Annotated in this window: 9 protein-coding genes; all 9 read right to left on the bottom strand. The window is 43.5% G+C overall.

Annotated elements, in window-relative coordinates:
• Nucleotides 1-656: 656 nt before the first annotated feature.
• Nucleotides 657-2,234, bottom strand: a complete 1,578-nt coding sequence (locus tag OCV70_RS17925) for a glycoside hydrolase family 43 protein (RefSeq protein WP_262579964.1) — start codon at nt 2,232-2,234, stop codon at nt 657-659.
• A gap of 127 nt (nt 2,235-2,361) precedes the next feature.
• The gene (locus tag OCV70_RS17920) at nt 2,362-3,651 is read right to left on the bottom strand and encodes an MGH1-like glycoside hydrolase domain-containing protein (protein WP_262579963.1); all 1,290 of its coding nucleotides are present in this window, start codon (nt 3,649-3,651) and stop codon (nt 2,362-2,364) included.
• A gap of 4 nt (nt 3,652-3,655) precedes the next feature.
• Nucleotides 3,656-4,483: a carbohydrate ABC transporter permease gene (locus tag OCV70_RS17915; RefSeq protein ID WP_262579962.1), complete on the bottom strand. Its 828-nt coding sequence runs from the start codon at nt 4,481-4,483 to the stop codon at nt 3,656-3,658.
• A 14-nt stretch (nt 4,484-4,497) separates the two neighbouring features.
• Nucleotides 4,498-5,376, bottom strand: coding sequence for a carbohydrate ABC transporter permease (locus OCV70_RS17910; protein ID WP_117849470.1), 879 nt, complete (start codon nt 5,374-5,376; stop codon nt 4,498-4,500).
• A 98-nt stretch (nt 5,377-5,474) separates the two neighbouring features.
• On the bottom strand, nt 5,475-6,779 hold the full coding sequence (locus tag OCV70_RS17905; RefSeq protein ID WP_021926254.1) for an ABC transporter substrate-binding protein: 1,305 nt from the start codon (nt 6,777-6,779) through the stop codon (nt 5,475-5,477).
• A gap of 289 nt (nt 6,780-7,068) precedes the next feature.
• A complete protein-coding gene (locus OCV70_RS17900) occupies nt 7,069-8,142 on the bottom strand; it encodes a response regulator (RefSeq protein WP_262579961.1) in 1,074 nt (357 codons plus the stop codon).
• A gap of 10 nt (nt 8,143-8,152) precedes the next feature.
• The gene (locus tag OCV70_RS17895; protein WP_262579960.1) at nt 8,153-9,886 is read right to left on the bottom strand and encodes a sensor histidine kinase; all 1,734 of its coding nucleotides are present in this window, start codon (nt 9,884-9,886) and stop codon (nt 8,153-8,155) included.
• A 43-nt stretch (nt 9,887-9,929) separates the two neighbouring features.
• Nucleotides 9,930-12,596 (bottom strand): alpha-L-rhamnosidase, encoded by a 2,667-nt coding sequence (locus OCV70_RS17890; protein WP_186900766.1) that lies wholly within the window; start codon nt 12,594-12,596, stop codon nt 9,930-9,932.
• 53 nt (nt 12,597-12,649) lie between these two features.
• A complete protein-coding gene (locus tag OCV70_RS17885; protein WP_021926258.1) occupies nt 12,650-13,450 on the bottom strand; it encodes a beta-keto acid cleavage family enzyme in 801 nt (266 codons plus the stop codon).
• Nucleotides 13,451-13,531 lie beyond the last annotated feature (81 nt).

The following is a 13,531-nucleotide window of genomic DNA, read 5'->3' as shown; positions in this document are numbered from 1 at the left end:
TCAGATACTCCTTTTACTAAAAAATTTCTTTTTCCATAAACATAAAAACCCATGTTTCCTGCTACCATAATACGCCAGGAAACATGGGTTTTGCAATGGAACTTTATTAAGAAAATGTAGGAATTTATTAACCAAAAAGAGCAATCCTTTCATTATTTGTTTCAAACTTTAACTGCTCCTTTTAGCTTTTATATTATTCTTGACAAATTCATTTTAACAGGTTTTAATATATTAATAGACGTACTTTATTCGTATTTTGAGATGATATTTACGAGAAAAAAGAGGATCATAGCACCTTGACAATATAATATACTTAACCGGGTAGCCGGGGGACGTGCTTTCACTCGATCTGGACACCTTACCAGAAGGGAGTAATCATTATAAGTACTTATGAGGAATTGCAAATTATACTTACAACTGCCTTACTAATTGTTGCAATTTCTTTTATGCAAAATCACGAACTTGCTCATTTATAGCTATGATACTAAAACTTCCCACACCAGTACGGTGTGTTGAACATTGAAAATTCAATATTTCGGCCAATAAAAAAGGCATAAACCTGTTCCTCTTGGTATAATAGAGTTGTCGAAAAACCATTTTAACAAAGGTGCGAATCCCATTTTAGGTATGGGAAGTCTTAGTATGATACTAATTTTTTATTTCCTCAAAATCTCAAAATAATCAAAATCTGCCCATTTTCTTCCGCCTGTCATGTCGTGGCAGTACATGCCGAAGTGGGCGCCGGTGAAGCCCTCACTTTGTTCGTCGGTGAGGATGTTGGTGGGGACTTCGGCCAATTCAAGGAAATTCTGTCCGTCCAGGGAATAGTAGAATTTCGCGTGCAGGCCATCCTCGGTGGTGACGGTGCGCAGGAACAGGGGGCCGTTTTCGGGGATGGCAATCGGAGTGATTACATCATCCACTGCGAAGTGGCTGCTTCGGATTAAACGAAGCTTCGCTGGAATCTTCAGGTCAAGTGACGGACAACCATATTCCTCGTCTCTGGTTTTTACCAGAAGATAGAAGTTTCCCGTATCATACATGTAAGCCAAGCCAGCCATCTGTTCTCTGCATGTTGGCACAAAATCAATGCTGGTTTCTACTTGAACATGACGTGCCTGCTGGCGCCTGGCAATCATGCTGACGTTGCAGCAAGAATTCAGGGATTCCTGGCCATAGAGGCGCAGATAGCCCGGACGCTCGGTCAAACTTGCGTAGCTGTCATAAGACTGGCGCAGAGATGTGTAGCGCACATCCAAAACTCTCCCAAAGTCATCTCTCCCATAATCCTTCCCCTCTTCCTCCGGGAAAATATATTCTGCAATTCCCTCCGGTTCTTCCGTCTCCCATTGGCCAAACCTTCCGCCGCAGGCCAGGCGCAGCCAGCCATCTTCGTTCCACACCATTTTCTGAATTGCGGTCTCGCGGCCAAGGACGCACTGGCGGGTTCCTTTGGGTGGTCTTGCGCATAGATGCACCATGTACCACTCCCCATTCTGAGTGCATACAAGATCTGCGTGTCCGCACTTCTGCAGCTCCTCCGGATTTTCCACATCAGAAGTCAGAACCGGATTGCCTGGATCTTCCTCGTATGGTCCCCAGATGGAACGGGATCTTGCCATGGTCGCCATATGCTCGTAACTGGTTCCCCCTTCTGCCATCAGCAGATAATAATATTCTCCAATATGGTAAATGTGGGGACCTTCTGTATAGCCTCGTCCGGTTCCCGGGAAGACATTTTTCGCCTCTCCTACCAGGCATTCCTTCTCAGGGTCATACTCCTGTACCAGAATTCCCTTGAAATTATTGATCATATTCACAATATACATTTTTCCATCTGTATCATGAAATACAGATGGGTCAAATCCTGAGCTGTTCAGATAAACCGGTTCCGACCAGCCGCGTATATCCTTTGATTTCACCAGATAATTGTGGGTGTTAAAAAGTCCTCCAGTACGAGTCTTCACATCTGTATAAATCAGCCAGAAATACTCCCCGTCCCAAGAAATATCCGGAGCCCACACGCCGCAGGAATCCGGCTCTCCTACCATGTTCAGCTGGCTCATCCTGGTCAGTGGTGACGGCAGCTGCTCGTAATGCTTCAAATCCTTTGAGTGGTAAATTTTCACACCCGGCCACCACTCAAAGCTTGAATTTGCAATATAATAATCATCTCCTACACGGATAATACTTGGATCCGGGCAAAATCCCGGCAAAATTGGATTCTGAATCATCTCTTCTTACCTCCACTTTATAAAAAAAGATTGTAAAATCGCAACCTTGCTACAATCTTACAATCTTTTTCAATATACATTTTATGATACCAGTGGCAAAAGACCTTTTGACCCCAACATCATCATTTTATTTCTCATACAACGACTGCAGACACATCGGTTTCTTTCCTTCCAGCTCATCTGCCATATTCAGTGCCAGTATATTCCAGTTGATAAATCCTCCATTCATAACCGGTTCCCCGTTAAATGGATTGTAATACTCATGAAGACTGCCTGTTTTTTCCAGATCATCTCCAAGAAGGCGCATGGTGCGCTTATACATAATTTCCGCCTCCATGCGGTATCCGTAGTTCAGAAGGCCTCGAAATACCACATAGTTTGCAACCAGCCAGATCGGGCCAAGCCAGTTGGACGGATTATTGGTAACAGACAGGTCAAACATTTTCTCATCCTTTGAAAGCGTGGTCAGGCCAAAGTCTGAACCAAAGGTATCGGGATCAAAAATATGCTTCACCATATCTGCTGCCTGCTCTTTAGTAGCAATTCCTGCATACATGGGGATAAAGCCAGACCATACACGAATCTTGATAGGCAGTGTTTTCCAGAAAACTCCAAGTCCCTGATGGAACCAATCGTATTTTCTGGTCTTAATATCCACATCGACGGAATAGAAAAAGCGGTCACGCTTATCCCAGCATTCCTGCTGGATAGCTGTAATCAAAGCATCGCGTTTCCCAAGAAGCTTCTTTGCCTCTTCCTCTTTTCCAAACTGGCGGTACAGCTTTGCGCCAGCCTCAAGCTCTACGCACATAAAGCTGTTCAGATAAATATTTGCAGTGGAAAATGGCGGGCGTCCAAAAGTTGCCGGGTCATTGTCCATACCGATCATAATATCATCCTGCCATACATACAGCCCACTGTTTTCGTGGAAATAATAGTGATCATAACAGTCGAAATATTTCGCTGCACCAGGGAGAAACTCCTCAGTCCAGCTGTAATCTCCTGTGTAATCACTGATCAGGCACATCTGGCTGCAAAGGAAGGGCTTATGCATATTCATAATTTTTCCTTCTTTGTGTCGCATATTCAGATACGGCTCCGGCCAGTCTGCAACCTCGATCATCATAGGAATGTATCCGTCTTCAAGCTGATGATCAAAAAAGTTGCGGATATTTCCCTGTGCATGCTCTATAATTCTTGGCTTCACAGACGGATCCTCATAAGAATCCGCCAGATTCAGGAAGCCGTATACGGACCAGTAGGTATCCCAGTCCCATACATTTCCATCATAAACAGAGCCTGGATCAATAAATGGATAGCGGATAAAGCTTCGCGGATTCTTCAGCACATCCTCCGTGTGAGACATTACAAAATTTTTCAGTTCCTGTCTGTACCGCTCTGTCCTTTTATCTTCCATAATATTAACCCTTTACAGCTCCTGCTGTCATACCTTCCATCAGTTTCTTATTCAGTGCCATGTACAGAAGCAGAAGCGGGAATACACTCATGGATACAGAAGCAAAGATTGCACCCCAGTTCTTGGATCCAAACTCATCAGAGAAATACAGAAGTCCTGTCTGAACTGTCTTCAGTGCAGAATCGCTGATGAATGTCATGGAAAACAGAAGGTCATTCCATTTGAAGAAGAACTGAAGTACCAGTACAGTTACAATGGAGTTCTTCATAAGTGGTGTTACAATATGCCACATCAGTCTGTAGATACCGCAGCCATCAATAACGGCAGCTTCCATAATGTCATCCGGGAAGGAACGAAGATATCCCTGAACCAGATAGATGGAAAGTGACAAACCGAAAGCTATGTAAGTAATGATCAGACAGATTCTGGTATTCAGCAGATTTGTTTTGCTGTAAATCTGAAACAGCGGGATCAATGCGATTGCAACCGGAATCATAATACCGAAACGGAAATACTGTGCAACTGCATTTCTGAATTTCCATTTCATCTTGGTTACAGCGAAACCAACTGTCACAGAGAAGAATACGATAAATACCAGTGCCACTAATGTGGTAATCAAGCTGTTCTTAAAGAATGTGGACATGTGGCCTCTTGTCCATGCATCAGAGTAGTTCTGGAAATAAAATCCATCGTTTAATGCATAGGCAGGTTTCTCACTCCACTCAGCCTGTTTCTTGAAGGATGCTGTAAGCATCCAAAACAGCGGATAAATTTCAATCATGCAAAGAAGGAAAATTACAATTCCTCGAAAAGCTGCTTTTACTTTTTTCATAATATTTCCTCCTTTCAGTCTTTCACATCAAATTTGTTAATAACAAGAGAACCGACTACACAGATCAGGAAAATCACGATTGCGATAACGCTGGCGTAACCCACCTTATTGTATGTAAATGCAACGTCATACATATACATGGACAGTGATTTGGTTGCGCTTCCTGGACCGCCCTTTGTAAGAGCCATAGCGGACTCGAACATTTTTACAGTACCGGAGAAGCTGAATACAAGGCTGGTGATTACCATCGGACGAAGCAGTGGAAGAAGAATGTTCTTAAATAACTGCCATCCGCCGCAGCCATCGATTCTTGCTGCTTCCAGGATATCATCGGAGATATCAAGGAGTGCACCATAGAAAATTACGGAATAGAATCCCATGGCTACCCAGATATCCATTACACACAATGCCCAGAGAGCTGTGCTGGATTGGCCGATCCATGGCTGAACAAGGTTTGTAAAACCAAGCGAGTCAAGTAAGGAGTTTAACAGACCATAGTTTGGCTGAATCTCATAAATCTTTGCAAACAGCTGACCTACTGCAACAGTAGGAAGTACTACAGGGAAGAAAACCAGGGTTCTTACAATAGTTTTGCATCTCCTCAACCAGAATTTAAACATCAGGGAAAGTAAAAGTCCCATTCCAACCTGGCCAATGGTTACTACTAATACATATTTACAGTTTACTGTTAATGCATTTAAAAAGTTCTTGTCTCTAAAAAGTCTTGCATAATTGTCAAATCCGGCAAATTCCCACTGAAGTCCCGGGCTGCCGCTGAAAAATGAATAGTACAGCGACCAGATAACCGGTACCATTACGATGATAGTGTAAACAATTAACGCCGGAATTACGAAAAGGGATATCGCTTTCTTATTACCTAATACCTTGTTCATAAAATTCCTTCCTTTCTGATTTCTGACATAAAAATGGGAGTGTCTGCTGGCAAACACTCCCATTTGAAGTTCAAAGCTTATATTGCCAAAGCTGATACTTACTGCATGTCATATACGTCCTGGATGGACTGCATATATTCTTCGCCAGTCATTTCGCCGTTCAGCAGAGGCTGTACATTTTCCTGTGCAGTCTTGGAGATTTCGCTAGGCATTTTTGCTTCCCACCATGCAAATCCTTCTGTGGATTTGTCAATCTCATCAAGAACAAGCTTGGTGTAACCATCCATATCATCTGCTGCAACATCATATGTGTAACCTTTAACAGTTCCCTGCTCTTCCATTGCAAGGTTTCCGATGTTCTCCATGAAGTATTTCAGGAACCAGCCAGTAGCCTCGTCATATTTATCGTTATCAAGAGCAAGAATGTTACCACAGTTCATAGAGTAAGAAGTTGCGGAGCTAACGGACTCATCTGCAACCGGAATGTTAAAGAATCCGATTCCGTCCTCGCCTGCCGGGTTCTGGGAATCATCTGTCAGGTTCTGTGTAAACCAGGAACCATTGTAGAAGATAGCAGCTTTTCCGCTCATCAGCATGGAACCAGCTGTGTTCATATCAACTGTTGTAATACCTTCTCCGAAGTATCCTTTCTCAGCCCACTCTGCAAGTTTATCAGCTGCAGCAACCAGCTTCTCATCTGTGTAAGGAACCTCGCCGTCAGCTGCTTTTGTCATGATGTCGTTTCCTGCTGTTCTTACTGCGTAAGCGTTGATCAGACGGGTTGCACCCCATTTGTCAGATCCGCCGGTTGTAAGAGGCTGGATACCAGCATCGGAAAGCTTCTGAAGAACTTCTTCAAATTCATCCCATGTAGTAGGAACCTCACATCCTGCCTGCTCAAACAGAGCTTTGTTGTACCAGAAGCCTTCTACGTTCAGTCCAAGAGGAAGATCATAAAGATCATCTGTTCCGGATAATCCTTTCAGAAGCTCAACAGCACCACTGTTCAAGTAATCAGCTGTTCCGATTTCATCAACTGCTTCGGAAATATCTTTTACTTTACCGGAATCGATCAGTACGCTAAGCGGAGCACCTGCTTCATAAGCGAACAGATCCGGAAGATCATTGGATGCTGCCAGTGTAGCAATTTTCTGCTGAAGGTTGTCAGAAGCAACCATCTCATACTCCCATGTGAAGTTCGGGTTTACGTTTTTCTGATAATCTTCACAAATCTTATTTAACAGCACACCGTTGTCATTATCTTCTGCCCAGATGGTAAGGATTTTGATGTTTTTCTCAAGCTGTGGATCCTCTCCTGAGTAATCTGCTGCAAATGTAGGAACTGCAAGCATGGTGCTTGCTGTTAATGCTGCCATCAAAATAGCTAATGCTCTCTTTTTCATTATAATTCCTCCAGAATCTTCAATTTTTGATTTTTGGTTAGCCAGTTACTTTTTTCGGTCTCGTTTAATGTTTTTCGCTTATTGTCTTTGTATCCCCGGGAAATATCTTATGCTTATATAATACCAGTTTCCCGTTCATTTACCAGTGCCTAATTTTTATGGTAATGTACAGTTTTTTTAGACTGTTTTATATAAAAATTGTAGTACATTCAGGTAGTTTATTATGCTAAATATGCAAAATGCACATATCCAAAACGATGAATACGTGCACTTTGTATATACTCTTATATTATCCCTCTGGATTCCACACATTTCCTTTGTATTCATTGGGAGTCATGCCTTCATGCTTTTTAAAAATATCGCAGAAATATCTGTAATTATTATATCCTACCAGCTCGCTTACTTCATGAACCTTATATCCATCCTGAAGCAGCTTTTTTGCTTTCTTAATGCGCAGGTCTGTAAGATACTTTACATAAGAGGTTCCTACTTCTGTCTTAAAAAGAACACTTAAATATGCAGTACTCATTCCCACTCTGTCAGCAAGCTCGCTCAGTCCAATGTCCTGGTTGTAGTGTTCGTCCAGATATGTGAGCAGTTCCAGGATCACCCTGTGTCTGCTTCCTGTCTGGTCTGCTGTCAGATGCTTGCTGATATCTGAAAGTACCCCCTCACCGTAGGCCTGTATCTGTTCCATAGTCTCACATTTTTCCATTTCCTGGAATGAAACCAGTGAACCACGCTCCACCTGCTTCTGACTCTCGATCAGCACATCACTAAGTACACAAAGATGCTTGTAAAATTCCCGCCGGAAATCCTGTACATCCGGATAAAGTTCCTTAAGACAGGCAAGCGCCTGTCTGGAATATTCCCGAAATGATCCGGCATCTCCTCTTGTGACGCTGCGTACTCCACCTTCAAATATCTGGTCAAGCTCCTGGAATTTTTCCCTGTTAGCCTGTGCCTTCTTATCATCCTCATATCTGGTTTTGGCCCACCCGCTTTCAACACGGGCAAGAGCATTTTTCAGCTTTTCTGCAGTAACCGGCTTATCGATATAATCCTTTACACCCAGGGTCAATGCTCTCTGCGCATACGCAAATTCAGAATACCCGCTAATTACAATAAAATTTGTATCCGGGCATTCATCCTTGGCAGCTTCGATAACAGACAAGCCATCCAGCCCCGGAATACGGATATCTGTAATTACCACATCAGGCTTCTCGTTTCTGATTACTTCAAGCCCCTGGATACCATCATAAGCAGCGCCTACCACTTCATAATCCAGCTTCAGCCGGGAAAGCAAAGCCTTGATTCCCTGCACTACAATATATTCATCATCAATCACAACTAAACGATACATAAATTCCTCCTTATTTTACCGGAACTACAATCGTCACTTTCGTTCCCTTTCCCGGACTGCTCTCAAAGATTACTCCATATTTTTCTCCGTAATTCAGCTTTATACGCTCAATTACGTTTCGCACACCGTAACCGTTCTCCAGTCTTGACATATCGTCAATTCCCACACCATCGTCTTCAATGGTAAAAATCATATTGTTTTGCTCCTGCCAGCCTCGCAGGGAAATTTTACCTTTACCGATTTTGGGCTCAAGACCGTGATACATAGCATTCTCAATAAATGGCTGGAAAATAAAGGTGATCGTCTCCCTCTGGAGGATTTCTCTGCTGATATCTACAAACAGCTCAAAACGGTTATTGTACCTCATATTCTGCAGCTTCATATAGCCCTGCATCCATTTTACGGAATCTGCAACCTTAATGTATTTATTTCCGTTATTTAGTGCCAGCTTGAAATTATCGGAGAGTGCTTCCACCATCTCCGCCATCTGATCATCCCCGTGCATAATTGCCACGAAATACAGAGAATCCAGAGTATTATAAAGAAAATGAGGATTAATCTGGGACTGCAAAAGCAAAAGCTCTGCTTCACGTTCATTCAGCTTTACAGCCATCAGATGCTCGGAAAGCTCCAGATTCGTATTAACCATTTCCTTAAACTTCTGACCAATACGGCCAACCTCACTGTAATCGAATTCTTCTGTAATATGACGTTCACCCTCGCCAACCTGTGCAATAGTATTCTCCAGCTGTTTCAGAGGCTGACTGATAGTTCTGGAAATGATTCTCGCCATAATGAAGCCTACAACCAGAACACAGCCTGCTACCCAAAATGAAATCAGCCGAATTCCCTTGCTTTCCTCACTGAGTTCATTTTTTTCTACTACATTTACAATGCTCCATTCTGTAGTATAGTTTGTGACAGAAGAAAAAAGATACAGACTGTTTTTTTCCGGATTGGAAAAGGCTTCCATGATGGCAGTTTCTCTCTCCTCATTTCCAACAAAATAAATCAGCTCGCCATCCTCATCCAACACCATAAAATTGCTGGAATTAAAGCCTTCATTTCCCATGACAAAGGATTTTCCCAAAAGCTTCTGGCTAAGGCCAACTACCATATATCCCATTCCCTCGCCATCAGAAGGATTGATCATATATTTTGCATAACAAAAGCCTGCTTTAGATCCCACTGCCAGAATGCTGTCCTTAAAAAAAACTTCTCGTCCCTTAGCTTCATTGGCAACCTTCACCCAGTCCTCTTTCAGGATATCCTTATCTGCATAATACATATAGAAATCATAGGTTCCCTGGTTAATATTGTTCAGCTGGTAAACATGCCCGTACAAATCTGTAAATACAATATAATTTACCCAAACCTGCTGACTGGCCATCTCATTTGCCACTTTTCGAAGCTTTGTCCTGTCGCCGGAAGAAAATTTACTTCCTCCATATTTATTTCCGTTTTCCAGAATCTGCTGAAAAGACTTATCATTGAGAAAGCTTCGTCCAACATCCACAATATTTTTCAGATTCATATCCAGCACACGGCTGGAATTCTTAAGCGTAGATTGATAAGAAGCCCGGTAATTCTGCTCAATCGCATCAACAGAGGCTTTATATACAATATTCATCAAAACCCCAACACCTAAAAGGGTGATAAGAAACATGGAAAGAAAAATCTGGTTCTGAATACTCAGCTGCCTCCATGCTTTTTGTATTCCCGAAGCCTGTTTTTTCTTTTCCATATTCTCATCACCCTTTCATATTGTGCCGCAAAAATATTTTAAATTACTGTTCAAACACAATGTGGTAAGTTCCGCTTCCTGCTTCAGCACTCATGTAATCTGCTGCCTTCGTAAAGGTAAGCCCATCGCTTTTTACAACAGCTTTCGCCTGATCCAGACGAATCTGGGCAGTTGTGTTTACCGGAATCTGAACAGTCAAAAGAATCTGTGTTCCCTGGACTTCCCATTTTACACCAACATTGCCATAAATGCTATGATAATTTCCTTCTGTGTACTTCAGATTACCTCCGATTCGCGGATAAAGCACTGCATGCTTGAAGCCCGGCTGCTCCGGATCTGCCTCGATTCCAGCCATTGCGCGGTACATCCACTCTCCGATGGCACCGTATGCGTAATGATTGAAGGAGTTCATATCTGCGCTCCACATACTTCCGTCATCCTTCAGTCCATCCCAGTGTTCCCAGATTGTGGTAGCACCTTTCTTTACCTGATACAGCCAGGATGGGAAATCCTCCTTCAGAAGCAGGTCATAAGCATCCTTCAGAGCATGGTTCTGACTCAGCGCATGGCAGAAATACGGAGTTCCTACAAATCCGGTAACCAGATGTCCGTTTTCCTTGGCCAGCAGTTTCTTCAAGCCTTCCACTGTTTTTTCAATATATTTCTCAGGAGTGAGCTGGAAATACAGTGCCACAATATGTGCGGTCTGTGTCTGAGCTGTCATATTACCCTCTGCGTCAAAGAAGGTATCCTGGAATTTCTTCACGATCTTACTGTAAAGCTCCTCATATTCTGCTGCCACATCATCCTTTCCAAGAGCCTTCGCCATTTTTACGAAAAGTCCGGTGGAATATGCATAGTATGCAGTGCAGGTCAGATCATTTGGAGTTGCACCAAAATAGCTTCCCTCTTCTGCATCCAGAGCAACCCAGTCACCAAACTGCAGCTTATAATTCCAGATATAATCCACAGCATGGGCACGCATGAAATCGATCCATCCCTTCATGCTATTATACTGTCTTTTCAGAATATCCTTGTCTCCATACATCAGATACATGGTCCACGGGTTGATGATTGCCGCATCGGCCCATGCTGCTGCAGAATGAGGTCCCTGGCTGAGAAGCCAGTTGCCATCTGTTCGGCCTTCTTCAATGTTCGGAACTACGTGCGGTACGCCGCCCTCCGGTGTCTGGTCAACCTCCAGATCACGAAGCCATTTCTTATAGAAGGTATATGTATTCATCAGATAGGTTGCTGTACGGCAGAAAATCTGCGCATCGCCAGTCCAGCCAAGACGCTCATCACGCTGCGGACAGTCTGTAGGCACATCCAGGAAATTACTCTTCAGTCCCCACAGGAAGTTATGGTGAAGCTGGTTCAGAAGCGGGTTTGAGCACTCCAGCTTTCCGGTGGAAGCCATATCAGAATGCAATGTGCATGCAGTAAAGTTTTCTGCCTTTGGCTCTCCCGGATAGGAAACGATCAGTGCATACTGAAATCCCATATATGTAAAGGTCGGATGCCAGGTAACAGTTCCCTCTTTGGCAAATGTATATTTCATAGTAGCCTTGGCAGCACGAAGGTTGTCCAGATAAACATTTCCGTCTTTATCCAGAACTTCAAAGCAGTGAAGCTCAATTACATCTCCTGGTTTTCCGGATGCAGTGACTTCAATGCGGCCTGCCATGTTCTGTGCAAAATCCACAACCGTATCTCCTGCAGGAGTTTTAAAAATACGCTTTGCAGGAATGCGGTCCATTACGTGAACCTTAGCTGCATACTGAGCGCGCATTACCTCTGTATCAAAAAATACAAGCTGTACCGGCTTCCAGCTTCCGGACGGTGTCTCTGCCTTTGACCAGTCTGGAATTTCCAGATTTGCATCATAGGTTTCACCATCATAAATTTCCGCAAAAACAACAGGAGAATCACAGCCGGTCCAGGAGGTATCTGTGCAGATAGATTCTGTGGTTCCATCTGTATAGCGGACCACGATCTCCATGGTAAAAGCTGTCTGATCACCATAATTGTTGCGGGCTTTTGTAAGTCCCATAACACCCTTATACCAGCCAGGAGCAAGCATAGCGCCGGCACCGTTTATACCCTTCTGCAGATATTCCGTTACATCATAGGTCTGGTAAAGAAGATGTCTCCTATAAGAAGTCCAGCCAGGTGTCATTTCATCCTCGCCAACCTTTCTGCCATTCAGATAAAACTGATACAGGCCAAGGGCAGTGGTAAATGCATAGGCTTCCTTTACTTCTTTTTTAATTTCAAAGTTTCCTCTTACATAGGTTCCCTTGGAAGCATTTTTGTAGGAATCGTCTGTCTCGGCAGATACGAAAGGTGCTTTCCATGCAGGTGCACCTTCCTCCCACTCGCCATTTGCGCCTGCAAGTGCAGTTACAAAGGAAGCGGTGTCGCTCCACAAAGTTTCTTCCTCTCCATCTGCGGCTTTCACGCGGACAAAATAGCGTTTTGCATTTTCTAATGTCCCCTGGACATAAACATGAGCAGACTCCTCGGACTCTGTTTTTCCGCTGTTGTAAATCAAATCTGTAAAATCAGCATCCTTTGCGATCTGAAGCTCATAGGATTTCTGTTTTACATTTTTCTTATCGCTGACAAGCTCCCAGGCAAACTGGGGCATATGAGAAACGCCTACAGGAGCAGTTTCATAATCCATATAAATTTTTTTAATTGCGAGCATTTCTTATCCCTGACCTTTCTTTATACAAATGATTCCTGTATTCTAGAATTCATTTAGCGTTTTCTAAGCTTCAGCATCTGTCTTGCTTCATCTGGTGTTGCAGGCTCCAGACCCATAGCGCGAATCAGGTTCACCAGCTTCTCAACAACCTGCCAGTTGTACTTTGCATCCACGCCATCTTCAAGATAGTGGCTGTCTTCAAAGCCCACACGGACTACAGTTGCGCCCATAGCGATAGCGGCTGCCAGGAAGGTCCAGTTATCGCGTCCGAAATGAGTAACACCCCAAAGTGCATCGGATGGAACAAAGGAGCGAAAAGCTGCCAACATTTCAGGTGTAGGCTGCATGCCACCCTTGTGACCGAATACCAGGTTGAATAACATGGGGTCTGCAAATGGCTGCTCAGATTTCACAACTGCCATATTGTGCAGCATTCCGATATCAAAAACCTCAGTTTCCGGAAGAATCCCTCTTTTATAAACTGCATCTGCACAGTAGCGGATATCGTCAAAGGAATTGATATATACTGCTTCTCCCAGGTTTGTGCTTCCACCGTTCAGTGATGCACTCTCTACCTTGGGATAATCCAAGGGATTACAGCGATCCTGAATATTCATGTCAGAGACACCACCTGTAGAAGCCTGAACAACTACATCTGTACGTTTCAAAATCTCGTCAAAGCACTCAGACATGTAAGAAATATCCGGTGTAAGGCTTCCATCCGGTTTACGGCAGTGAAGATGGCACATGGCTGCGCCAAGCTTTACGCTTTTCTCAACATCCTCTGCAAGTTTTACTGCATCCACACTGGTTCCTGCCTGTACAGGTGCCAGAGAAATAATTACTTTTCTCATCTTAATCTCCATTCCGCCGCCTTCGGCTGGCGGCACAAATAGTAATGAAAGTGTTTCAACTCTCTACATTGTGCTGTAAAA

This window comes from Blautia acetigignens (assembly GCF_025566865.1).
Taxonomy (GTDB): domain Bacteria; phylum Bacillota; class Clostridia; order Lachnospirales; family Lachnospiraceae; genus Blautia_A; species Blautia_A acetigignens.
This window is presented reverse-complemented; position numbering and strand designations above follow the sequence as displayed.

Excerpts from the sequence above, each read along its gene's own strand:
- OCV70_RS17925 (WP_262579964.1), bottom strand. The coding sequence starts at position 2,234 with ATGATTCAGAATCCAATTTTGCCGGGATTTTGCCCGGATCCAAGTATT.
- OCV70_RS17900 (WP_262579961.1), bottom strand. The coding sequence starts at position 8,142 with ATGTATCGTTTAGTTGTGATTGATGATGAATATATTGTAGTGCAGGGA.
- OCV70_RS17920 (WP_262579963.1), bottom strand. The coding sequence starts at position 3,651 with ATGGAAGATAAAAGGACAGAGCGGTACAGACAGGAACTGAAAAATTTT.
- OCV70_RS17915 (WP_262579962.1), bottom strand. The coding sequence starts at position 4,483 with ATGAAAAAAGTAAAAGCAGCTTTTCGAGGAATTGTAATTTTCCTTCTT.
- OCV70_RS17885 (WP_021926258.1), bottom strand. The coding sequence starts at position 13,450 with ATGAGAAAAGTAATTATTTCTCTGGCACCTGTACAGGCAGGAACCAGT.
- OCV70_RS17895 (WP_262579960.1), bottom strand. The coding sequence starts at position 9,886 with ATGGAAAAGAAAAAACAGGCTTCGGGAATACAAAAAGCATGGAGGCAG.
- OCV70_RS17905 (WP_021926254.1), bottom strand. The coding sequence starts at position 6,779 with ATGAAAAAGAGAGCATTAGCTATTTTGATGGCAGCATTAACAGCAAGC.
- OCV70_RS17910 (WP_117849470.1), bottom strand. The coding sequence starts at position 5,376 with ATGAACAAGGTATTAGGTAATAAGAAAGCGATATCCCTTTTCGTAATT.
- OCV70_RS17890 (WP_186900766.1), bottom strand. The coding sequence starts at position 12,596 with ATGCTCGCAATTAAAAAAATTTATATGGATTATGAAACTGCTCCTGTA.